The sequence below is a fragment of the Ruminiclostridium sufflavum DSM 19573 genome (genome assembly GCF_003208175.1).
Classification (GTDB): Bacteria; Bacillota; Clostridia; order Acetivibrionales; family DSM-1351; genus Ruminiclostridium; species Ruminiclostridium sufflavum.
Genome location: NZ_QKMR01000014.1, coordinates 62879 through 86160, shown reverse-complemented (window position 1 = coordinate 86160; position 23282 = coordinate 62879). Strand labels below are relative to the sequence as shown.

The 23282-nt window shown below is 37.4% G+C and carries 21 protein-coding genes; 2 read left to right on the top strand and 19 right to left on the bottom strand.

From position 1 onward, the window contains the following. The first annotated feature begins 111 nt into the window (after window positions 1-111). Complete coding sequence (locus tag LY28_RS12190; RefSeq protein WP_110462470.1) at window positions 112-273, top strand: DUF1540 domain-containing protein; 162 nt, start codon at window positions 112-114, stop codon at window positions 271-273. 107 nt (window positions 274-380) lie between these two features. Here LY28_RS12190 and LY28_RS12185 read toward each other — a convergent pair whose 3' ends face one another. The 6 genes from LY28_RS12185 to LY28_RS12160 all read right to left on the bottom strand — a co-directional run bounded on the left by LY28_RS12185 (window position 381) and on the right by LY28_RS12160 (window position 9650). Next, on the bottom strand, window positions 381-602 hold the full coding sequence (locus LY28_RS12185; protein ID WP_110462469.1) for a YdbC family protein: 222 nt from the start codon (window positions 600-602) through the stop codon (window positions 381-383). Window positions 603-717: 115 nt separating this feature from the next. Continuing rightward, window positions 718-3573, bottom strand: a complete 2856-nt coding sequence (locus LY28_RS12180) for a UPF0182 family protein (protein WP_110462468.1) — start codon at window positions 3571-3573, stop codon at window positions 718-720. Window positions 3574-3755: 182 nt separating this feature from the next. Further along, on the bottom strand, window positions 3756-4664 hold the full coding sequence (gene ftsY / locus LY28_RS12175; protein WP_110462467.1) for a signal recognition particle-docking protein FtsY: 909 nt from the start codon (window positions 4662-4664) through the stop codon (window positions 3756-3758). Between the two features lie 78 nt (window positions 4665-4742). Then, a complete protein-coding gene (smc, locus tag LY28_RS12170; RefSeq protein WP_110462466.1) occupies window positions 4743-8315 on the bottom strand; it encodes a chromosome segregation protein SMC in 3573 nt (1190 codons plus the stop codon). Window positions 8316-8467: 152 nt separating this feature from the next. Then, window positions 8468-9223 (bottom strand): nitroreductase family protein, encoded by a 756-nt coding sequence (locus LY28_RS12165; RefSeq protein WP_110462465.1) that lies wholly within the window; start codon window positions 9221-9223, stop codon window positions 8468-8470. A 37-nt stretch (window positions 9224-9260) separates the two neighbouring features. Beyond that, complete coding sequence (locus tag LY28_RS12160; protein WP_479692084.1) at window positions 9261-9650, bottom strand: CoA-binding protein; 390 nt, start codon at window positions 9648-9650, stop codon at window positions 9261-9263. Window positions 9651-10182: 532 nt separating this feature from the next. Between LY28_RS12160 and LY28_RS12155 the strand changes: the two genes are divergently transcribed. After that, complete coding sequence (locus LY28_RS12155; protein ID WP_110462464.1) at window positions 10183-10815, top strand: superoxide dismutase; 633 nt, start codon at window positions 10183-10185, stop codon at window positions 10813-10815. A gap of 2 nt (window positions 10816-10817) precedes the next feature. On the opposite strand, the gene LY28_RS12150 is transcribed toward LY28_RS12155, so the two are convergent. From LY28_RS12150 to rimO, 13 genes are all read right to left on the bottom strand, one after another. After that, the gene (locus tag LY28_RS12150; protein WP_110462463.1) at window positions 10818-11885 is read right to left on the bottom strand and encodes an HD-GYP domain-containing protein; all 1068 of its coding nucleotides are present in this window, start codon (window positions 11883-11885) and stop codon (window positions 10818-10820) included. Between the two features lie 105 nt (window positions 11886-11990). Beyond that, window positions 11991-12251 (bottom strand): stage V sporulation protein S, encoded by a 261-nt coding sequence (locus LY28_RS12145; RefSeq protein ID WP_110462462.1) that lies wholly within the window; start codon window positions 12249-12251, stop codon window positions 11991-11993. A 125-nt stretch (window positions 12252-12376) separates the two neighbouring features. Further along, window positions 12377-13372, bottom strand: coding sequence for an elongator complex protein 3 (locus LY28_RS12140; RefSeq protein WP_278303486.1), 996 nt, complete (start codon window positions 13370-13372; stop codon window positions 12377-12379). A gap of 19 nt (window positions 13373-13391) precedes the next feature. Beyond that, window positions 13392-14123, bottom strand: a complete 732-nt coding sequence (gene rnc / locus LY28_RS12135) for a ribonuclease III (RefSeq protein ID WP_110462522.1) — start codon at window positions 14121-14123, stop codon at window positions 13392-13394. Window positions 14124-14414: 291 nt separating this feature from the next. Then, entirely contained in the window at window positions 14415-15650 is a 1236-nt protein-coding gene (fabF, locus tag LY28_RS12130) for a beta-ketoacyl-ACP synthase II (RefSeq protein WP_110462460.1), read from the bottom strand. 230 nt (window positions 15651-15880) lie between these two features. Further along, on the bottom strand, window positions 15881-16108 hold the full coding sequence (acpP, locus tag LY28_RS12125) for an acyl carrier protein (protein ID WP_110462459.1): 228 nt from the start codon (window positions 16106-16108) through the stop codon (window positions 15881-15883). A gap of 118 nt (window positions 16109-16226) precedes the next feature. Beyond that, a complete protein-coding gene (gene fabG / locus LY28_RS12120; protein WP_110462458.1) occupies window positions 16227-16964 on the bottom strand; it encodes a 3-oxoacyl-[acyl-carrier-protein] reductase in 738 nt (245 codons plus the stop codon). A 42-nt stretch (window positions 16965-17006) separates the two neighbouring features. Next, window positions 17007-17939, bottom strand: a complete 933-nt coding sequence (gene fabD / locus LY28_RS12115) for an ACP S-malonyltransferase (RefSeq protein WP_110462457.1) — start codon at window positions 17937-17939, stop codon at window positions 17007-17009. Between the two features lie 52 nt (window positions 17940-17991). Then, window positions 17992-18987: a beta-ketoacyl-ACP synthase III gene (locus tag LY28_RS12110; protein ID WP_110462456.1), complete on the bottom strand. Its 996-nt coding sequence runs from the start codon at window positions 18985-18987 to the stop codon at window positions 17992-17994. After that, window positions 18971-19999 (bottom strand): phosphate acyltransferase PlsX, encoded by a 1029-nt coding sequence (gene plsX / locus LY28_RS12105; protein ID WP_110462455.1) that lies wholly within the window; start codon window positions 19997-19999, stop codon window positions 18971-18973. The genes LY28_RS12110 and plsX overlap by 17 nt, the downstream gene beginning before the upstream one ends. Before the next feature lie 25 nt (window positions 20000-20024). Next, window positions 20025-20603: a transcription factor FapR gene (gene fapR / locus LY28_RS12100; protein ID WP_110462454.1), complete on the bottom strand. Its 579-nt coding sequence runs from the start codon at window positions 20601-20603 to the stop codon at window positions 20025-20027. Between the two features lie 647 nt (window positions 20604-21250). After that, complete coding sequence (gene pgsA / locus LY28_RS12095; RefSeq protein ID WP_110462453.1) at window positions 21251-21871, bottom strand: CDP-diacylglycerol--glycerol-3-phosphate 3-phosphatidyltransferase; 621 nt, start codon at window positions 21869-21871, stop codon at window positions 21251-21253. Then, the gene (gene rimO / locus LY28_RS12090; protein WP_110462452.1) at window positions 21855-23195 is read right to left on the bottom strand and encodes a 30S ribosomal protein S12 methylthiotransferase RimO; all 1341 of its coding nucleotides are present in this window, start codon (window positions 23193-23195) and stop codon (window positions 21855-21857) included. The genes pgsA and rimO overlap by 17 nt, the downstream gene beginning before the upstream one ends. Window positions 23196-23282 lie beyond the last annotated feature (87 nt).

Genomic DNA, 23282 nt, shown 5'->3' with positions numbered 1-23282 from the left:
AAGGTATATCTATTTTTAAAGCTTTTTTAAAATTTTGACTGAATATTTTACATATTATAAAACAATAATAATAACTGTTACAAAATAAAAAAGAATTGGAGTGATATCAAAATGAATAGTAAAAACCCAAGTATCGCCTGTACAGTCAGCAGCTGCAAATTTCACAGCAGCTCGGAGGACTATTGTGCACTGCAAAAGATTCAGGTAGGCACTCATGAATCAGATCCGACTATGATTGAATGTACAGATTGTCAATCCTTTGAAAAGAAATAACTTTTAAATTCATCCAAAAGGCTGTTGTAAAGTGTAACCACTCAAGCATTAGCGGTTATAGCACTTTACAGCAGCCTGTTTAAATCTTGAGGAATCAAGTTTTCGAATTAAAGGTCAATATTATTTAACAAGCTTTTCAGCTCAGCAAGCTCCTCCTGCGTCAGGGTAATTCCCTTGCCCATTCTGTCATGCTCAGGAGACCATTCCCTTATATCATATTTGGGAGCTCTGTCATTCCAGCTGACCAAATTCAGCTCCTTTATCCATCCCTTTGCATTTTCTGATAAAACGCCCAAATTTTTTGTTATTTCATATTTAACCTCAGCCATAATCCACCATTCCTGTCTATTTATTTTTTATTTAACTTCTTATGCCGCAATTTAATGTATTTGTAATGGATATATTCTATTCACAAAACCTAGTGTTTTTTATAACAGTCTGAATTTATTTACTCTTCCTAAGGCTGTCAATTAACTCGCTTATCTCTTCTGATTGCTTCATCAAAGCATCAAGCTTTTTCTGAAGCTCATCCAGCTTCGCTTCGTCAATTTCTGACTTTTGTTCATTATCCGCCGGCGGAGCAGATGTATTTCCTTCCTCCTCCGGATTTTTAATTTCACCGGTTGTCTGATCTACAGTGGGTATTTTATTGTCACCTGCTTTTACAGTCCCATTAAATAAATCAGCCAAAGCAGAATCCAGATTGTCTCCAATACCATGCTTGAAATCATTTCCCTGCTGATACCCCACTATCACTGTTTTAACCTGCGGAATAGACGATGTACTGTCTGATTGGATATATATCGGTTCAACATAAAGAATGCTGTTTTCAATCGGAATTACCAGCAGGCTGCCCTTGAAGGTCTTTGAACTTCCCTGTCCCCAAAGCGCAAGATTCTGAGAAATTTCACTTATTGCATTTATATTGTTCTCCACCTGATCAGGACCTAGTATATTGGTGTCCTTCGGGAAGTTAAACAGTATCATTTTTCCGTAATCCTCTTTGGAATTTCTGACCGCAAGCCATGACATCATATTATGCTTATCAGCCGAAGGTGTAAAAGGCCTCATTAGTATTAGCTCCTCTTTTGTGCCCAAATTGTCGGGAAGCTTTATCATATTGTAGTAGGAGTCTATTTCCTTTACTCCCGTCGGGCTGCTTTTATCAGGATATTTTGCAATTGACCAGGCATCCTGATTTGTATAAAATGTAGATATATTTTCCTGCTTTTCAGGGTCTAAGTGATATTTTTTGAGCATTTCAGTCTGAACCTTGAATAAGGTCTCGGGATATCTCATGTGCAATGCTATATCCTCCGGAAGAGGCTCCTCGGAAAATACTCCCGGATAAACCTTTTTATAAGCCTTGATAATAGGATCGGTCTCATCAATAATATAATACTTGACATTGCCGTCATATGCATCAACAGTGACCTTAACAGAGTTCCTGATGTAGTTTGTACCGTTAAGTGCTCTTAAATCAGCTTCACTGCTTTCCGTATAGAAATTCTGAGCATAAGGATAGTTGCTTGAAACCGTATAAGCATCTAAAACCCATTTCAGTCTCCCATCCGAAGTAATTGTCAAAGCAGGATCTGAATCCACCCGAAGAAAGGGAACTCCCTTTTGTGCTCTTTCAACCACATTTCTATTGAGCAGAATTTGTGAATCCGATGAAATATTACTTGACACCAGAAGATTTGCATCCATATATTTAGCTGAAAATAACAGCCTGTTCAGCAGATTCAGTCTTATTTTTTCAGCATTGGAACCATCCTCAGTATTGGCAGAATCAAAATATGTTGCCGTTGTTCCGTCATAATCAATCTCAGGCTCCTTGCCGGCAGACTTTGAACTTACTATGACAAAATTGTTTGTAAGCTCTCCGTAATATATTCTTGGTTCCTTTATGCTTAGTGAGGTCTTATCAACTGTGTCCATTTTTAGTCCGCTTACCAGAAACTCAACCTGTCCCTGAGTTGTCAGCTTGTTTATCGGATTTACAACAACACCGTAGCCATGAGTATATTTAAAGGTTTTATTTACAAAATTTTGATTCTGAAGCTTGGAGGTGTTAATTTCCCTTGCTGATATAAGCACAGGAATCTCCTTGCCGTTGACTGTATAATTTAAAATATCTCCGGTATTAAAGGTATAAAAATTTGTATTGCTTTGAAGCTGTTTATTGCTTTCCAGCGTAGGGGCATAATCCACCACTCTGATATTGTCAATGGTATTTCTGTTATTTTCAATTATTTGCGGAGTTAAATCCTTTATTGTCTTGAAATCGTAGGTTTCAATCTTGTCAAGTCCGTATGCAGCCCTTGTTTCAATCATATTCTGCTGCAAATAATCCTTTTCGTACTCAAATTCATTGGGTTTTACTATAACTGTCTGTACAAGAGCCGAAGCAATAGATACCAGTATAAAAATTACCGGATATACAGCTATTGAGACAGCCGCCTTTTTCATCCTGCCCTTCCACATAAAGAAGCCCGATATCAATACAATAACCAAAACAATTAAGGGAGCTATGGTATAAAATCTAATCCAAATATTTGTATTGGAATATCCCGCGCCGCTGACACCTGTATCTGTAAAGGCTGAAAATAAAAGATCCTCTCTCTGGAATTTGTATGAAATCGTTTTAAGCACAAAAAATACAGCAATGTTTATAAGATTATGCCTGAGTATTGTTTTGTCTTTAAACTCCTTGAATTCAAATGTTCCGCCCATGGCTGCCAGTAAAACCATAGCATAATATACCACCGTATAAACAACTACAAGCAGCCATAGATTTGAAATAAAGCTAAGCAAGGACATGTAAAAAGGCCTTTGAAACATATAGTATCCGATGTCCTGACCAAACTGGGGATCAACTCTTCCAAAATCTATGGAATTCAGGAAAAGCAATGCTTTGTCATAGAAAAAGTTTTTAACCGCCAATGCGCCTAAAACACCGACTGCCAAAGCTGCCGGAACATTAATAAGCTTTCTTTGCTCAATATTGTTATTGGCAAAATATTTTTTCAAATTTTTAATTACTGCCACATTAGTAAAATAAATAAACAGTGAAACAGTTACAAAGCCGGCAAAAAAGGATACGACCTTGTACAGAAGGTTTTTAGTGTAAACCGAGGTGTAGTCGGCCTGCATGTTCAGCTCCTTTAGCTGAATGAGCTCCATGTATATCGAACTCCCGACAATTAAGCCTATTATTGCAATGACAGCTACCGCTAATATAACTATTTTCCACTTATAATGCTTTTTGCCTTTTTCCTTGTAATAATCATATATCATATTTTCCCTCCTAACGCTATATTCTGATTACAATAGTAAATATCTGTACTGAAATTTATAAAAAAGTCAATTACTGCCGGCTGAAGAACCGGTTGTATCGGCCCGTAATAACCTGAGCTCAAAATTAGATTAAAAGCTTAATTCGCCGCGAAGGCTTTAAACGTAATTGACTTTAGTTATCCTTACGAAAACAGAGCCTCAACAAATTCCTTCGCATTAAATTTTTGCAAATCATCTATCTGTTCACCGACGCCAATCAGCTTAACAGGTATATCCAGCTCTGATTTTATTGCAATTACAATTCCGCCCTTCGCTGTTCCGTCCAGCTTTGTGAGAACAATTCCCGTAATGTCGGCAGCTTCTTTGAAGGTTTTTGCCTGTGAAATTGCATTTTGTCCCGTAGTCGCATCCAGCACCAACAAGGTTTCCCTATCTGCTCCGGGCAGCTCTCTGTCCAATACTCTCGAAACCTTTTTCAGCTCCTCCATGAGATTTTTCTTTGTGTGCAGTCTTCCTGCTGTATCACAAATCAGCAAATCGGCTTTTCTTGACTTGGCTGCCTGAGCGGCATCAAATACCACCGCAGCAGGATCCGAGCCTTCCTTTTGCTCTATTATCTCCGCACCTACTCTGTCAGCCCATATTTCCAGCTGATCTATCGCTGCTGCTCTGAATGTATCTCCTGCAGCCAGTAAAACCTTTTTACCCTGACTTTTATAATAATTTGCAATTTTACCGATAGATGTTGTCTTTCCAACTCCGTTGACACCTATTACAATGATGACTGACGGCTTGGAATCAAGCTTTAAAGCACTTTCACCGGTATCCAGTATTTCCTCAAGCTCTTCCTTTAACAGGTCCTTGACCTTCAAGGCATCAATGATTTTTCTTTCACGGGTTTTTTCCTTTAAATCCTCAATTATCCTCATTGTGGTTTCTATTCCTATGTCGGATGTAATTAGAATTTCCTCAAGCTCATCAAATAATTCCTCATCCACCTTGCCAAATGAAACAAGCACCTGATCTATCTTTTCAGTGATACTTTTTCTTGTTTTTTGCAATCCGTCCTTTAATCTGTCAAAAAAGCCCATTTTAAATCCTCCAGAATGTTCTATATTAGTTATTATTTATATAAACCGCTTATGTATGGCATAACTTGCCAGTTTATTCTATACTGCAATTTCACCCATTTTCATGGACACTACCCTGGAAATTCCATGCTCCTGCATTGTAACTCCGTACATTGTATTTGCTGCCTCCATGGTGCCTTTACGATGGGTTACCATGATAAACTGGGTGTTTTTCGAGAATTTCTTCAAATATTCACCGAATCTATATACATTTGCATCATCAAGTGCCGCTTCAATTTCATCAAGCAGGCAGAACGGCGTAGGCTTCATTCTCAGTATAGAGAAGAGCAATGCAATAGCTGTAAAGGCACGTTCTCCTCCCGAAAGCAGCATCATATTCTGAAGCCTTTTCCCCGGCGGCTGAACAGCAATCTCAATACCGCTTTCGAGAACATTATCCATATCACAGATAATCAGCTCAGCATGACCGCCTCCAAATAATTCGCGGTATACTATTCCAAAGTTTTCATTTATAATTTTAAACTGCTCAACAAATTGCTTTTTCATTACCTGTACCATTTCATGTATAATTTTATGCAGTTTTTCCTTTGCCTGCTCCATATCCTCCTGCTGAGCAGACATAAACTCATATCTCTCTTTTGTTTTAATATAATCATCAATTGCTGAAACATTAACAGGGCCAAGGAGCTTTATTTGAGTCCTGTAGTCATTTATAGTCCTCTGGGCCTCCGGAAGGCTCCGTATTTCTTTTTTGAGCTCTGCCGCATTAGTATAAGTAAGCTCATATTCATCCCACATCCTGTCCTGTATAGCTTTCATTTCTGCTTCAGCCTTGGTGTTTTTTACATCAAATCTGTTATACTCTTCCTGCAGCAAGTGAATAGTCTTGTTTGAAGCATTCAGTCTTTCTATGAAGTCTGAGGATTCCTCCTCAAGAACTTTTTTCTCTTCAGCAAGCCTGTCTATTTCCATAGTTCTGCCGGTTTTTTCTGCTTGGAGCTTTTTTATGGCATTTTCAAGGCCTTCAATTTCCTGCTTCAGCGATTCAATTTCATCAGAGGCTTTTAGCTTTTCATGTTCCTTTCTGACCTTGCTTTTATGCATTGTCTCCTTATCCGTGTTAATTCTCTCCATATGCTCATTAACACTTTGAAGGCTCTCAGCTATTGAATTAACTGATATCTTGAAGTCAGTTATATCCTCATGCAGACCATCTCTGACTGTCTGGTCAGATTTGAATTTTTCCTGATGCTCGGCAATTACAGCCTTGGTTAAAGAAATATCCTTTTCAATCGCCTCAAGCTCAAGCTCGTATTTTTCCATCTCCCTTACGGTATCCTGTTCCTGCTGTACCATCTGGGATTTCTCATCATTGAGCATACCAATCTTTGCAGCCGTTTTTAAAATGTTGTCTTCAAGCATGCTCAAATGGTTCTCATCTCTTGTTTTAACAAGCTCGTTATCTCTTAATCTTGTATTTTCCTCATTCAATTCGGTATCTGTTTCGGCTATCATGCTTCTTACCTCGGCAGCCTTTTCACCTAATCTGATATCCTGCTTTTTCAAGCCTTCAACAGCTTCCTCAAGCTCGGCAATTTCCCTGCTTCTTCCTAATATACCTGAACCCTTATGGTCACTGCTGCCTCCGGACATAGAACCGCTGGTGCTTAATATATCTCCTTCAAGGGTTACAATTCTGAAGGAATAACTGAATTTTCTGGCAATATTTATGCCTGCATCAAGGTTCTCAGCTACAACAACCTTTCCTAAAAGATTCAGCACAATCCCTTTGTATTTATCGCCGCAGTGAACAAGGTCGGAAGCAATCCCGCAAAACCCGTTGTATTCCTTTAATTTGTTAATGGTATTGTCGTCAAGGCGTTTTCCGTGTACCGCAGTAACAGGAAGAAATGTTGCCCTGCCCATCCTGTTCCGCTTCAAAAAGTCTATTGCTTTCTTTGCATCATCTTCGGAAGAAGAAACAATATTTTGAAGGGCACCGCCCAATGTCATTTCTATGGCAGTCTCATACCTTTTGTCTACGCTGAAAAGCTGTGCAACAGTGCCATGAATACCTTTCCCGAAGTCTGCCGAGGCCTTGCAGGCATTCATTATTTCTTTTACACTTCGGCTGTAGCCTTCCATACTTTTTTCCATATCCCTCAGCAGCCTGTGTCTGGATGCTTTTACCTGTATATCTGTTTTTACGGTTCCCTGCTGCTTCTCCAGATCAATAAGTGCAGTCTTAAACTCATGCTTTTCTGTACTAAGTTCTTCAATCTTTTCCTTTTCATGCTTAATAAGCATAACAGTATTTCTTATACTCTCTGTCAGGTCTTCCTTCTTCATATTGTCTTTGTCTTTTTCCAGCTTAAGAGTATATATCTCTGTTCCAATTGAATTCTGTCTCTTCTTTATATTTTCAATATGATTTTTTATATTGTTTATTTGAGTTCTTTTGTCTGATTGAATATCCAGCTTGTCCATTATTCCGGCTTTAAGCATTTCAATTTTACGTTCACTCTCTCCAAGTGTTGAAATAACCGCATCCAGCTCAGCCTGATATTTAAAAAGCTTGGCTGAGAACTCCTCCTGCTGTCCTTTTAAATATACAATTTTACTTTGTCTGTTTTTCTCCTCCTTTAATAAAAGCTCTGTTTTTGAATCAATCTCTGAAATTTCCTCATCAAGGCGGTTCATATTTTGATCCAGACTGTTTATTTTTTCTCTGTTTACATTTATCTCAGAACTGCTTTTTTCAAGATTTGCTTCAACAATATAATATTTGTCCCTGGCTTCGTTAACCTTTATTTCCAGCTCCTTCAATATTTCATTCTTTTGCTGGTTTTGAGCCGTTATATTGCGCAGCTTTCTCTCTTCTGCTTCAATGTTGTCTTTTATATCTTTAAAGTTTACCTCGTATTCCTTTATTTTTTCTTTTAAATTATCTATACTGTCCAAATAAACATTAATCTCTAATTCCTTTAATGCATCTCTCAAGGTCAGATATTTTTTTGCCGCTTCGGATTGCTCTCTCAAGGGCTCTATCTGCGATTCCAGCTCATTAATTATATCCTTGATACGAATAAGATTCTGCTCCGTTAATTCAAGCTTTCTTTCAGCTTCCTGCTTTCTGACCTTGTATTTCATAATTCCGGAGGCTTCCTCAAATATATGTCTTCTGTCCTCTGATTTTGTACTGAGAATCTCATCAACTCTTCCCTGCCCGATAATGGAATATCCGTCCCTGCCTATTCCGGTATCCAGAAGAAGCTCATATATATCCTTGAGACGGCAGGATGTTTTGTTAATATAGTATTCACTTTCACCCGAACGGTAAACTCTTCTGGTTATTGTAACTTCACTGTAGGATACAGGCAGATAATTATCAGAATTATCAATAGTAAGAGATACCTCGGCAAAGCCTACAGGCTTTCTGTTTTCCGTCCCCGCAAAAATAACATCCTCCATTTTACTTCCTCTGAGCGTTTTTGCACTTTGCTCACCCAGAGCCCATCTTACCGCATCGCCGATATTACTTTTACCGCTTCCGTTCGGACCCACAACAGCTGTAATTCCCGAAGCAAAATCTAATGATATTTTATCTGCAAATGATTTAAAACCCTGTATTTCCAATCTTTTTAAATACATTCCACACCCCGAAATCAATAATTTAGTGAAGTCTTTTTTACAGCGGTATCTTGATTTTTCCAGACTATAGCCTCGATTAAATGTCCTCCCGATATCTTTATTAGTCTAGCATACTTTGTGTTTTATTGGAAGAATATCGGTTTACAATTTAATTATTTGTCTTTAACCTTAACTTTTGCCATAAATTCATAGCCCTCCGGAACATCGGAATTATTATCCTCAAAAACTGCCGCTTTTCCTTCATTATCAAGAGACAGCCATAAGTGACACAGCGCAATTCCGATATCCATCTGATTAAATCTTCCTAATAAAGAGGCTTTAAGCATTGACAGCTTCTTACGGCTTACCGTAATTTCATTTAAAGCTCCGCTGAAAAACCAAGGCTGGCTATTAGTTGCAGAAGGAGCTAATCTGACAGGTTCAAGCAGTTTTTCCGCACCCTCAATTGAGGTAATGTCCTTAAAGCTCTTACGGCTAAATTCTGAAATGCTTTTCCGATGCAGCTGTTCGGCAGGCTTACCAAAAGCAAGCATAATAATAAAGTCTAACCCATCCTTTGCATCTTGCTCCTTTTTAGGCTTAAAGAAACCAAGCCAGCAGCTTCCGAGTCCTGTTGCAGACATATACAGATCAACCTGCTGCAATAAAAAGCCTGCATTCATCAAATACCCGTCCTTTTTTTCCGAATATAAGCACAAATAATGGGGCGCTAATTTTGTAGGTATTACAAATCTTGCATCCTTTTCACCTAAAAATGACAGTGAATACCTTATGCTTCCATCAAGCGGTTTTAGCTTGCTTGCATATTCCTTAATTCCATATATTATTTCATCCGTCAGCGGAGTCATATCATATTTTCTGACTGATTTTCTCACAAATATGGTATCATACAGCTCCTTATTTGTCATAAAAGTATCCTCCTATATTTTTATTTTTTAAAAAATACTATCTCAGCGCAACAAGTACACATGCCTGAACTCCCTGTAATTCAAGCTCATCAATCTGCTTCAGTATCCCACCGTCATGGGTGCCGGGCTGGAGCCAGATATATCTGATACCAAGGCTTGCAGCTTCATCAATAAAGGCTTTCCCTCTTTTGGGTGATACAACCATATCAATTACATCCGGAAGCACAGGTAATGAAGACAGGTCTTTATAGCATTTATCTCCGTCAATGCTTTCGTACATAGGGTTAACCGGATAGACTTCATATCCTCGTGCTTTTAATTTATTATAAATTCTGTTGCCGAATTTCTCGGGATCCTGATTTGCGCCGACAACGGCCCAAACCCTTTTCTCCAGCATTTCTTCCTCAAGCAGCTTCTCTCCGCTCATAAAACATAACCTCCTTCATAAGCTACCATATTATAGCACATTTATTTATCTTCTTTTTCTCTATTCTTAAATTATACCTATTTCCCTCTTGCATATCTAATTTTTTATAAATTATTTTTCATAAATAATTTTATTTATCTTATTTAAATTTAAAAAGCTTTAAATACATGAGATTTTTTATCAAATAAGCATCATATATGCAAGCTGGCTGAAAACTCCCAATATTGCCCCTATATTTTGTCGTGCGAAGGCTTTCAACCGTATCTGACTTTGGTAACCCATTTATTTCGAGCTGCATATAATATTCTGTAAGATTTTCGTGCCCAAACCGGGCATGGAGGTTAGCTTAAAGAAAATTAAACCATGGCTGTAAATCAGCTGCGTACCGCCACGAAATCTTTCCTAAATTTTTGTGCCCAAACCGGGCGTGGAGGTTAGCTTAAAAAAAATTAAACCATGGCTGTAAATCAGCTGCGTACCGCCACGAAATCTTTCCTAAATTTTTGTGCCCAAACCGGGCGTGGAGGTTATTATGATTCCAACAGGAAAGCACCAATTGCCGCCATTACCCTATGCATACAATGCATTGGAACCTGTAATCAGCCGGACAACTTTAAAATATCATCATGATAAACATCATAAGGCATACGTTGACGGCCTTAATAAAGCGGAAATAGAACTGGAAGAAGCTCGTAAGCAAAGCAATTATGAATATATCAAGTACTGGGAGAATGAGCTCGCTTTTAACGGCTCAGGACATATTCTTCACAGTATTTATTGGACAATTATGTCTCCCATAGGCATGACAGGACGACCGGGAATTAAAACCCTGAGCCATATTAACAGTTACTTTGGCAGTTTCAATGCTTTCAAGGAGCAATTTAAAAGTGCCACCGAAAAGGTTGAGGCTTCCGGCTGGGGAATTCTTGTCTGGCAGCCTGCGTGGATGAGACTGGAAATCCTGCAGGCTGGAAAGCATCAGGACTTGACCCAATGGAGCGCGATACCCATTCTGGTTTGCGATGTATGGGAACATGCTTATTATCTGGACTATCAGAATGAGCGCAAAAAGTATATAGATGCCTGGTGGAGCCTTATAAACTGGTATGAGGTGGAAAGACGGCTGCAAATGGCTATGAAGGGGCTTGTCCCGCTTATTATGTAATACTAACAGCAAATCTGGGTTATAACTATATGAGAATTGTCCTGCAAGCTGAATTCATAAGGCACCGGCAAAGGGTTTCTGAATTTATCGGTTATAATTTTCAAAACAGGTCTTAAAGGCATTTTAGGGTTTGAATCAATTACAAAAGCAACTTGATTATTGCTGAGAAGCACCTGACACCCTTTGGGATAAATTGCAATGTTATTGACAAAAACCTTTGCTATATGTGGATCAATTAATGTATTTGATATGCAAAGCAGATATTCTGCCGCCTCATGCGGCAGAACCTTTTTTCTATATACCCTGTCGGATGTCAACGCATCATATATGTCGGCTATTGCAACAATTTTGGAAAGCAAATGTATATCTCTATCCTTTAAATTATTGGGATATCCGCTGCCGTCACATCGTTCATGATGCTGTAAAACAATTCTGACAATATCGGAATTTATTTGGGGACATTTGATGAGAATCTGATACCCGCATTCCGAATGTTTTTTAACCTCATCAAATTCTTCATCGGTTAATTTTCCTTTTTTGTTAAGAATACGATCCGGTACCCTAGTCTTTCCGATATCATGAAGAAGTGCTCCGAAGCCGAGAATCACAGTATCCTCATAGCTCAGATTCATAACCTTTGCAGCTATAAGGCTGTAAATGCAGACATCCAAGGCATGCAGCTGAAAATAATCCCCTTCACCTCTGAAACCTGTCAGTGATAGGATAGAATTCTGACTGGAAAAAACAGCCTCCAAAATATTCTCAACTATCGGAAAAACTCTTGAAATTTCTATTTTGTCTTCTTTTCTGTATCTTTCAATTACATTTGTCAAAGCTTCATAAGTTTCCACGTAAAACTTTTCAACCGGATTTAGAAAAATATCATCATAATAAGTCTTATCTGCTAATATGGCGACTTCCATTATTCCCCTCGCCATCAGTTTCTTTACATAACACTGCTTTAAAACCATTCCCTTTGAAAGAAGCAAATTTTCATTACAACAAATATCCTCCCCAAGAATCATGCCGGTTTTTAAGTCATCAGTATTGACTTTTAAGCTCATTTTCATATTTATGGACCTCTTTATTGCTAATCAACTTTAAATTTATCTGTTTGTTTTAGTATATTTTTAAGGCCCACCAGAAGGCGAGCCTTAACCTACCCTGAAATAAAATTATCGAGGCTGTATGTAGAATTTTATAGCTGTTCTTTCCTCTCCATCAATAACAACCTCTGCAAAAGCAGGAACTGTAACCAGATCAATTCCATTAGGAGCAACAAAACCTCGAGTAATCGCAATAGCTTTAACCGCTTGATTTACTGCTCCTGCTCCTACTGCCTGGATCTCAGCATAATTATTGTCCCTTAAGACAGCGGCTAATGCTCCAGCAACAGATTTGGGCTGTGAATTAGCTGAAACTTTTAGTACTTCCATAAATATATCCTCCTAAAATGCTTTAATAATAAAATTTTATTTGCAAATATATAATATTTATATAAGTATTCTATATATTACTTCAAATACCTTCTTTTTACAAATAAATTTTTCAAAAATATTTATTATATAGACTTCTGCTTTAGGATTTTGAAATATTTAGTATCATTATTTATTTTTATACTTATATTTTTATAATCAAACTTATTTTTTAATAAAATAATATTGGTTTTCTTTTGTCCGATAACATTTGACATTTCACGCTCATTGCACTCGATTTCAATACTGCTTGCATTATCAAGACTATTGTCCTTTATATATTCGATCATTTTATTCAGAATAAGCCTTGATTGAACCAATTGCCTGAAAGCAGGATGAAACGGTCCTGCCACTACATCACCGTTTTCACTTATACTTTCGGTAGGCTGAAGTCCTATCCGAATTACATTAATGTTGCTGGCCTCATATATTTCCAAGAGTTCAGCACATATATCCACTGCCTCATCAACTGTAACGGGCCTATATCTGCCCTCTGAGTACATTTTTTGAAGATATGTATCCTTTATAACAAGTGCCGGATATATTCGGACAATATCGGGAGACAATGCTACAACCTTACGGGCAGTCATTATATCCTTTTCTTTTGTATCCTCCGGCAATCCAATCATAGTTTGAATCCCCAGGGAAATGCCCCTGTCTTTTATCATTTTTGCCGCCTGTGCCACATCCTCAATGGTATGCCCCCTATGACTGCAAAGCAGTACCTTGTCATCAAGACTCTGGGCACCCAGCTCAATCGTCCTGACGTCATATCTTAAAAGCAAATCGAGTATTTCCTCACTGATATAGTCAGGTCTTGTTGAAAGTCTCATTTGCTTGACTTGTCCTGTTTTTACATAACTATATCCTATTTTCAGATACCATTCCTGCTCTTTCATCGGAATACCTGTAAAGCTTCCGCCATAAAAAGCGATTTCGACAAAAGCATCTCCGCTTGTTAATAAGCTGTCCTCTATGCTCTTCCTGATTTCTTCTTCCTTTGCTTCATTAATCTGTCCGCTGATTATCTTCTGGTTACAAAAAATACATTCAAAGGGACATCCCTTATGAGGTACAAATATAGGAATTATTATATGCCTTTTAATGTTTTAACACTCCCCCATCATCGACTTTCAGCCGTTCCAATGCATCCTTTGCGGCATTTTGCTCTGATTCCTTCTTTGAATGTCCTGTGCCTTTACCGGTTACAGCTCCGTTAATGCTAACCTCTGTTACAAAGGTTTTATTGTGGTCAGGCCCGCTTTCATCGATTACATTATATAAAATATGCTGCTCCCCGTTTTGCTGCACAAGCTCCTGCAGCTGTGTTTTAAAATCATAAAACAATTTACCTTCAACACAGTTTTTTATAATGCCTTCCATATATTTAAGAATAAATCCCTTCGCCGTTTCAAAACCGCCGTCAATATAAATTGCTCCAATTAAGGCCTCAAAGGCATCGGATTGTATAGAAGCCTTTTCTCTGCCTCCTGAAAGCTCTTCGCCTTTTCCAAGCATTAAAAATTTTCCCAGCCCAATATCGGCAGCACATTTTGCAAGAGAACTTTCACAAACAATTTTTGCTCTTGTTACTGTTAATTCTCCCTCAGGAAGATTGGGATACATTTTGTACAAATACTCACTGATAACCAGACTTAACACCGAATCTCCAAGAAACTCTATTCTTTCATTGTAAGCTATCTTTTTTGTTTTCCTTTCATTTGCATAAGAGCTGTGTGTTATGGCTGTCAGTAATATTTGCCTGTCTTTAAATTTATATTTTATTCTGTTTTCAAGTACAGAATTACTGTTATTACGGGTATTATTATTCATCATTTAATCACATCCTGTTTATTAAAACAAAAGTCACTTACTATATTCTTATAAATAAATTTCATCTGCCAATAGCTTTAATTGACTAAAGCAGTAATTGACTTTTATAAAAAACCGGCATGTACTTGGCACCTCCAATATAGATTTTTGTTTGTTTTGGTTAATACCATCCTTTGCAGTTAACTTATTATTTATATGTTTAAATTTTAATCTAACTAAAATAAAAGGTGGAGTATATAACCCCGCCTTTTATTTTATACTTAAAAATATATATCATCAATAGCATAATTATTATTCAAATTTCTTCAAGCATAGAGTTGCATTATGTCCTCCAAACCCAAGTGCATTGGATAATGCATACTTTATATCTGCTTTTCTGCCTACATTTGGAACACAGTCTATATCACATTCAGGATCCTGATTCTTAACATTTATTGTCGGCGGCAAGAATCCATCCCTTAATGCCATTGCTGTGACAACAGCCTCTATGGCACCTGCTGCTCCAAGAAGGTGACCTGTCATTGATTTTGTTGAACTCATTGCTATTTTCTTTGCATATTCTCCAAAGACCTTTTTAACTACTTTAACTTCAGAAGGATCATTTAACGGCGTTGATGTTCCATGTGCATTAATATATCCAATTTCCTCCGGTTTTATCCCTGCATCGTTAATACACATCTGCATACTTCTTGCTCCGCCTTCTCCTTCAGGACTTGGAGCTGTAATGTGATACGCATCGCACGTACATCCATAGCCTACTATTTCTGCTATAATATCTGCTCCCCTGTTTACAGCATGCTCGTATTCTTCTATTACAAGTATACCTGCTCCTTCGCCGCATACAAAACCGTCCCTGTCCTTGTCAAAGGGTCTGGAGGCTGTATTGGGATCAGGATTCTTACTCATTGCTCCCATCGAGCAGAAACCGCCAAATCCCATCATTGTGATACAAGCCTCAGCACCGCCTGTAATCATTACATCCGCATCTCCGCGCTGAATTACCTTGAAGGCATCACCTATTGCATTGTTTCCTGTCGCACATGCCGTAACAACACACTCATTAAAGCCTTTAAATCCAAACCGGATAGCTATCTGCCCAGAAGCCATATTTGCTATCATCATAGGTATAAAGAACGGGCTTATTCTTCCGGGTCCCTTATTCAGAAGAACAGTGTGCTGATCTTCAAATGTTTCCATACCGCCTATTCCAGAACCTACAATAACACCGCATCTATCAAGGTCTATAGACTCCAAATCCAATTTAGAGGTATCAACAGCCATTTTAGAGGCTGCTATAGCATATTGATTGAATCTGTCCATTCTTTTTGCTTCTTTTTTATCCATATACAAAGTAGGATCAAAATCCTTTATCTCAGCTCCTACCTTTGTCGGCAGATTTGATACATCTATCTTTGTAACTTCGCTGATACCGTTTTTTCCTTCTCTTATTGAGTTCCAGAATTGTTCAGCACCAAAGCCAAGTGAAGATACAACACCGGCACCTGTAATAACAACACGTTTTTTCATAAATACCCTCCTACGCCGAGTTTCCGGCACAAAAATTTGGTAAGCCTCCAAGCTGCTTTCATTTTGTTTTGATATCAGACAACAAAGCCAGCTCGAAAAATTTATTAATATATATTTTAAAAGAGTTTCTTTTTATAATTAACATCATTGGTTATAAATTTAAATATAATTGCAATTAGCTAAAAAAAGCCCCTGTTAAGGGACTTTTTTTAACTATCTTTTTTTAAGAATTAAGAATTCTTTGTAATGTATTCAACAGCATCACCTACTGTTGTAATCTTCTCAGCTTCAGTATCCGGTATTTCAAGGCTGAACTCTTCTTCTAAAGCCATAATAAGTTCAACTATATCAAGGGAATCTGCACCAAGATCATCTATGAAAGAAGATTCCATAGATATATCGTCTTCTTCAACACCCAGCTGTTCAACAACCAACTTTTTAACCTTTTCGAAAACCATATATTCACCTCCTTCCAAGAAAGTTATTCAATTGCATATATTTTTTATACCATATTATGCAATTTATAATAATTTAAGCCTTTAAGCTCAAAAATTACAACAAATCATACTTATATTATTATATAACTAACCCACCGTCAATATCTATTACCTGACCAGTAACATATCCTGCCTCGTCAGAAGCAAGAAAAGCAACAACAGCAGCAACTTCCTCAGGCGTCCCGAACCTTCCGAGTGCTATTTTGTCTAGATATTTCTGCTTCATCTCCTGCGGTAATATTTCCGTCATTTCACTATCAATCAAGCCCGGGGTGACAGCATTGCACGTAACACCTCTCGGCGCAAATTCCTTTGCCGTAGTTTTTGTTAACCCGATTAAGCCGCCTTTAGATGCGGAATAATTTGCTTGACCTGCATTTCCATAGGCACCCGCAACAGAAGATATATTAATTATTCTTCCATACCTTCTTTTTATCATAAGCTTTGCGGCTGCTTTTGTACACAAGAATGCACCTTTTAAATTGATGTCCAGAACAACGTCCCAATCATCCTCAGACATCATTGCCATAGGCTTATCCTTTGTTATTCCTGCATTGTTTATGAGAATATCCACGCCGCCAAAATTGTCTACAGCTGTGGCCAGCATAGCTTTTACATCCTCAGCCTTCCTTACATCGCCTACAGCTGCGGCAGCTTTTATTCCCATAGCCTCAAATTCCTTTGACGTTTCAAAAATCCGCTCAGAAGTTCCGTTAATAACGACATTTGCTCCCAGCTTGCCGAGCCTCTCTGCTATTGCTTTGCCAATTCCCCTTGAAGAGCCTGTTATTACAGCAGTTCTCCCTTCAAATTTCATCGGCTGCACCTCCTATCAGCTTTAACTTTTTAACCAAAGTTATTAAGATAATGCTTCCAAGGTCTTGTTTAAGCTTTCCATATCCTCTACATTAAAAGCCATAACCTCTTTGCTTATCTTTTTTACAAATCCGCATAAAACTTTTCCGGGGCCTATCTCTATAAAGGTATCAACCCCTTTATCAATCATAGTTCTGATACAATTCTCCCAAAGAACAGACTGACTGACCTGCTTGACCAGCAAATTCTTAACAGCTTCCCTGTCAGTTATACATTCCGCAGTAACATTAGTAACTACTGGAATTTTAATATCGCTAAGCTCAATATTTCCCAGCTCAGCAGCCAGCTTTTCTCCCGCTGGTTTTAGCATACTGCAATGGAAGGGTGCACTGACAGGCAAAAGAACTGTTCTTTTAGCGCCTTTTTCTTTACATAATGCACTTGCTTTCTCAACAGCTTCTTTTTCCCCCGCAATTGCAATCTGTCCAGGGCAATTAAAGTTTGTCGGCTCTACAATTCCAATTTGTGATGCGTCTTTACAGCATTCAATCACGCTGTCATTGTCAAGCCCTATAATAACTGACATAGCGCCAACACCTGCAGGTACAGCTTCCTGCATATATTTTCCTCTCTTTTTTACAAGCTTTACAGCATCACTGAAACTCATAGTGCCCCCGGCAACATGCGCGGAATATTCACCCAAGCTCAAGCCTGCAACATAATCCGGCCTTATTCCTTTTTCAAGAAGCGGCTGCATACATGCTATACTTACAGTAAGAATTGTGGGCTGAGTGTTTTCGGTAATTTTCAATGTCTCGTCATCACTATTAAAAATCATTTCCTTAATATCAAAACCTAAAGCATCTGCTGCCTCGTCAAAAATGTTGTCTGCGCTCTTGTATTCAGCAGCAATTTCCTTGCCCATGCCCACATACTGAGCACCCTGACCCGGAAAAATAAATGCCAATTTACCCATTGATAATCCCTCGCTTTATAATAATCTCTTTTTTCATTTTATATAAATAACCTTAAACCCATTTAAGTACAATGGAGCCCCATGTCAATCCACCGCCAAAGCCTACCAGTACCATATTATCACCTTTTTTCAGCCTGCCTTCTTTATTGGCCTCATCCAAAGCAACAGGTATTGACGCCGAAGATATGTTTCCGTATTTTTGTATAATGTAATACAGCTTATCATCCGTAATACCAAGCTTTTTTATTGCTCCGTCAATAATTCTGGTATTTGCCTGATGGGGGAAGATATGCTGTATGTCATCAACAGTCATATTCAGCTCCTCCAGCACCTTAACCGTTGCACTGGACATAGTCTTAACGGCAAACTTAAATACCTCCGCTCCATCCATCCATAAGGAATCCAGCTTTCCGTTTTTTCTTTTTTCCCTTTCCTCTTCTGAAACATACAGATTAGGAGCATTAAGCACCATAGCAGAAGAACCATCCGATCCAAGAAAGGAATTAAGCATTCCGTATCCCTCATCAACCTCACCCAATACTGCGGCACCGGCTCCATCTCCAAATAAGACACAGGTGTTTCTGTCCTTCCAATCAGTTATTTTCGACAATGCCTCACAGCCTATTACCAGAGCATTTTTGTAATTTCCGCCTAAAAGAAACTGCTGAGCAACTACCAAAGCATAGATAAATCCAGTACATGCGGCATTTACATCAAAGGCTATAGCCTTGCAAGCTCCTATAGCTCCTTGAATAATACATGCATTTGAGGGAGTATAAAAATCATCGGTAACACTCGCATAAACAATTAAATCAACATCTTCGGCCTGTAATTCCGCATTTTCCAAAGCTCTCTTAGCTGCTTCTATACCCATCGAATAAGTCGGCAACTTCTCATCTAAAATCCTTCTCTCGGAAATTCCTGTCCTCTTTATAATCCACTCATTAGATGTATCAACCATTTTTTCCAAATCAAAATTAGTAAGCACCTTCTCAGGCAAATAACTGCCTGTTCCGATTATTCCTATACTTTTAGCTAATTTCATCATCAGAAGGCTTCACCTCCATATTTTCAAATTGATTTTTAATTTCATTCAAAACTTCACATTGAATTAAAGGAATTGCTCTTTTTAAAATAGCACTTCTGATTGTTTTTGCTTTTGAAGAGCCATGACTTTTAATAACAAGTTCCTTTACTCCCAATACAGGAGCACCTGCGAGCTCATCAGGATCGAATTTGCTTTTAAAATCCTTAAAGGCTGATTTCATAAGTAAATAACAAAGCTTAGTTATCATATTTTTTGTAAAGATTCCTTTTATCTCTTTTAACAGCAAAGAACCTGCACCTTCAAACAATTTCAGTGAAACATTACCTACATATCCATCACAAACAGCAACGTCAACATCTCCGCTTGTAATATCGTTTCCTTCCATATTTCCGATAAAATTAACAGGACCTGAGGAAAGAAGCCTGAATGCATTTTTTAAGGTATCATTGCCTTTTGCATCTTCTGACCCAACATTTAATAAACCTATCTTGGGGCTTTGAAGTTTGTAGATTAGCTTCATATATATAGAACCCATAATTGCAAATTGTAAATAATTAATGGGCCTACAGACAGTATTCATACCTGCATCAATAATTAAAACCATATTTTTCTTTGACGGAACCAATGCCGGAAGAGAAGGCCTATCTATACCTTTGATCCGGCCTATAAGCAGTAAGGCTCCGGTCATCAAAGCCCCGGTATTCCCCGCCGAAATAAATGCATCTCCTTTTTTCTCCTTCAGCAGATTAAAACCAACAACCATTGATGAATCCTTTTTATTCTTTATAGCCTTTGTGGGAGTATCATCACCTGCAATTACCTCATTAGCATTAACTATATCAATTCTATTTCTGTCAAACTTGTTGTCATCTAAAATCTTTTTTATGACCTCACCTTTACCGACAAGAGTTATTTTAAATCCCTCCTGCATATTTACAGCTTCTATACATCCATCTATAATAGCTTTAGGTGCATTATCTCCGCCCATAGCATCAACGATAATATTTATCAATTCTATTCACACTCCAATTATTTTCTCAAGGCTTAATATTGTTCTTATCTATTGTAACTAATATAAATTTCCCTCTGAAAACTTCTACGTTTTTTTCATATATTTTAATCCATACTATAACTCTGCTTCCTTTGGTTTTTTTAACTTCTGCCTTGGCAACAATTTTTGCACCCGAATAAACTGGAATTTTATATTTTATATTGGCAACACCAACAAGTGCAACCTGTGCATCTATTACTGCTATTGCAAGAGTTTCAGCCAAGGAATAGATAAAATGGCCTCTTACAATATGTGTTTTTTCAAATGCCATGGAATCATTTGTTTCCATTAATGATATTGCACTCTGACCTAACTGCAAATCAACTAATTCACCAATAAATTCTTTACCCTCAATTGACTTAAGCTTTTCCTGATTGGTCTCTGCAACATTTTTAATTCTCTCTCTGAGCTCAGGAATACCTAATTCAAGCCTATCAAGTCTAATTGTAGGTACACTTACCTTAAAAAAATCAGCTAATTCTTCATCTGTTAAAAATGGGTCATATTTGATCTTTTCAAGGAGGGTTTTCTGCCTCTGTTGTTTTTGTGATGATGATCTACTCAAAAACGAAACACTCCTTAATATATTATTTATGTTTTATAATTATTACCAGATACTAATTGCTGATATCAAGATTATATATTAACTTAATATTTATTGCAACTATTTTCTGATATTATTGCCTATTTCTTATAGCATATTCCCGGCACAGAAAATAATAACAAGTACACTCTGGCGCTGTTAATCACCGTATTCAGCAAGCTCGCTCCATTAACTATTTCCGGTTTAATACTATAAAGACATATACCATAAAAAAATCTTTTTATCTAATATTTTTCCCGGTATAACTGCCTGCTAAATAATAATACTTTATAATTATTATTTATAATTTTATAAATTCGGTATCAAAATTATAGGCAATTGCCAAAGCAATTTGTTCATAGTATGCTAAAATTGATACTCCTGTAGGTTTTCCGGCAAAAATCCTTCGATTTGCCAATTAATTTATGCAAAATAATATTTAAGTAATGTAAATTCTTATTTTTGATAAGAAGCGGCTCTCGGATAGCTTGAGTATTAAATGAGTAGGATGTATGATATGAACGATACATGTCGTACCGATATCTTAATGGTGCAAAGCCTTGGATATCAGCTGAAAATTAAAGCCGCAACTCATCATTACGGCTGCTTTTTAGCTGTATGTTAACTTATTACATATCACCTGATTTTAAAATTTTACCGTTTTTAATAAAGAAATCTATACCTGAATAAACAGTTATTACAACAGCTATAAACATCAGATAAGTATCAACCGGAAAATCAGTTATCAATGAAAAGGGCCAGTTACCTAACAGGCATACCGATACTGCAACAGTTTGAAATACCATCTTTATTTTACCGGACTTATTAGCTGCAATAACCTGTCCTTCAGCCGCCGCAATGGATCTGAATCCTGTAACAAGAAGCTCTCTTGATATAATTATCATTGCCGCCCATCCTGTTATAACAGAATTCTGCACAAGTGCAATCAATGCCGCGGTAATCAACAGCTTATCTGCAATAGGATCAAGAAATTTTCCCAATGAAGTTACAAGCTTGTGTTTCCGTGCAATGTAACCATCTACGCCGTCTGTGCTGGCTGCTAAAATAAAAATAAAAGCGGAAATATAATTTCCTGTACTATTAACAAATCTATTAAATGCCAGCATTTCATCCTTAAGGAATCCCAGTAAGGGAAAATTTACGGTGGCATCCGGAATTGGTATTAAAAAAATCATTAACAATGGTACTAAAATAATTCTAGATACTGTTATTTTATTTGGCAAATTCATGTATGACCTCTCCAATCAAATCATATTCTTCTGCGTTTAATATATTTATATCAACAAAACTGCCAACAGTAAGAGGCTCACTGCTGGTAAAGTAAACCATGCCATCAATCTCGGGAGCCTCTGCATAGGTACGTCCATAATAGAATATACCATCATCAGCAATTCCGTCAACAATAGCTTTATAAACTTTTCCGATTCTTTTAAAGTTAATATCTTTGCTTATATGGTTTTGAAGTTCCAATACGGCTTTCTGCCTTTTTTGCTTTATTCTTTTATTAACTTGATTTTTCATTTTTGCGGCAGGTGTACCCTCTTCTTTTGAATAAGTAAAAACACCCAATTTGTCAAACTTAAACTGTTCCGCAAAAGCCGTCAATTGTTCAAAGTCCTCCTCTGTTTCACCCGGAAAGCCTACTATCATAGTTGTTCTGATAGCTATACCTTTAACCCTTTCCCTAAGCTTAGTTAAAACTGTATGAATTTCGGAAATATTGCCTCGACGGCCCATAAGCTTGAGAATACTGTCAGAAGCATGCTGGACAGGAATATCCATATACTTGCATACCTTTGGATTAGAAGCAATTTCTTCAATAAGCAGGTCATCAATTTCCTCAGGATAACAGTATAACAACCTAATCCACTCAACACCTGAAATTTTTGATAGCTTTTGTATCAGCTCAGTCAGCATTTTTTTACCGTATAGATCAATTCCATATCTGGTCGTGTCCTGAGCTACCAATATAATCTCCTTAGCTCCCTTCTGCGCTAAAAGCTCAGCTTCCTTGACTAAGGATTCAATCTTTCTGCTTCTGTATTTACCCCTTAAATATGGGATAATACAATATGTGCATCTATTATCACAGCCCTCTGATATTTTTAAATAAACCGAGTGACTTTCGGAAGAAATTATACGTCTTTCATCAAGATAATCCGTTTCTTCAAATTTTCCGTAAGAAACAGTCCTTTCACCCTTATATGCCAAATTTATAACATCCGCTATTTCCTTATAATTTCCCGTGCCAAGCACTGCGTCAACTTCAGGTATCTGCTCTAAAATCTTTTCTTTATACCTTTCAGCCATACAGCCTGTGACTATTAATACTTCACATCTTCTTTTCTTTTCCTCTGCCATTTCTAAAATAGTATTTATAGATTCTTGCTGGGCAGATTCGATAAATCCGCAAGTGTTGACTATCAAAATATCTGCATTTGCTTTCTCATTGACAATCTCATAATTTGCATTTGACAGCAGACCAAGCATTATTTCACTATCTACTAAATTTTTGGGGCATCCTAAGGAAACAATGCCAATTTTTTTGCTCACAATTACTCTCCTTGAATATATTTTTGCATAAATATAATTATTACTGCTTGACAAATTAAATATGCATACTAAAAATAATAGCCTAAA

Bases quoted from the DNA above. Each gene is read 5' to 3' on its own strand.
- LY28_RS12190 (WP_110462470.1), top strand. From the start codon at position 112: ATGAATAGTAAAAACCCAAGTATCGCCTGTACAGTCAGCAGCTGCAAA.
- LY28_RS12185 (WP_110462469.1), bottom strand. From the start codon at position 602: ATGGCTGAGGTTAAATATGAAATAACAAAAAATTTGGGCGTTTTATCA.
- LY28_RS12180 (WP_110462468.1), bottom strand. From the start codon at position 3,573: ATGATATATGATTATTACAAGGAAAAAGGCAAAAAGCATTATAAGTGG.
- ftsY (WP_110462467.1), bottom strand. From the start codon at position 4,664: ATGGGCTTTTTTGACAGATTAAAGGACGGATTGCAAAAAACAAGAAAA.
- smc (WP_110462466.1), bottom strand. From the start codon at position 8,315: ATGTATTTAAAAAGATTGGAAATACAGGGTTTTAAATCATTTGCAGAT.
- LY28_RS12165 (WP_110462465.1), bottom strand. From the start codon at position 9,223: ATGACAAATAAGGAGCTGTATGATACCATATTTGTGAGAAAATCAGTC.
- LY28_RS12160 (WP_479692084.1), bottom strand. From the start codon at position 9,650: ATGAGCGGAGAGAAGCTGCTTGAGGAAGAAATGCTGGAGAAAAGGGTT.
- LY28_RS12155 (WP_110462464.1), top strand. From the start codon at position 10,183: ATGATTCCAACAGGAAAGCACCAATTGCCGCCATTACCCTATGCATAC.
- LY28_RS12150 (WP_110462463.1), bottom strand. From the start codon at position 11,885: ATGAAAATGAGCTTAAAAGTCAATACTGATGACTTAAAAACCGGCATG.
- LY28_RS12145 (WP_110462462.1), bottom strand. From the start codon at position 12,251: ATGGAAGTACTAAAAGTTTCAGCTAATTCACAGCCCAAATCTGTTGCT.
- rnc (WP_110462522.1), bottom strand. From the start codon at position 14,123: ATGAATAATAATACCCGTAATAACAGTAATTCTGTACTTGAAAACAGA.
- fabF (WP_110462460.1), bottom strand. From the start codon at position 15,650: ATGAAAAAACGTGTTGTTATTACAGGTGCCGGTGTTGTATCTTCACTT.
- acpP (WP_110462459.1), bottom strand. From the start codon at position 16,108: ATGGTTTTCGAAAAGGTTAAAAAGTTGGTTGTTGAACAGCTGGGTGTT.
- fabG (WP_110462458.1), bottom strand. From the start codon at position 16,964: ATGAAATTTGAAGGGAGAACTGCTGTAATAACAGGCTCTTCAAGGGGA.
- fabD (WP_110462457.1), bottom strand. From the start codon at position 17,939: ATGGGTAAATTGGCATTTATTTTTCCGGGTCAGGGTGCTCAGTATGTG.
- LY28_RS12110 (WP_110462456.1), bottom strand. From the start codon at position 18,987: ATGATGAAATTAGCTAAAAGTATAGGAATAATCGGAACAGGCAGTTAT.
- pgsA (WP_110462453.1), bottom strand. From the start codon at position 21,871: ATGAATTTGCCAAATAAAATAACAGTATCTAGAATTATTTTAGTACCA.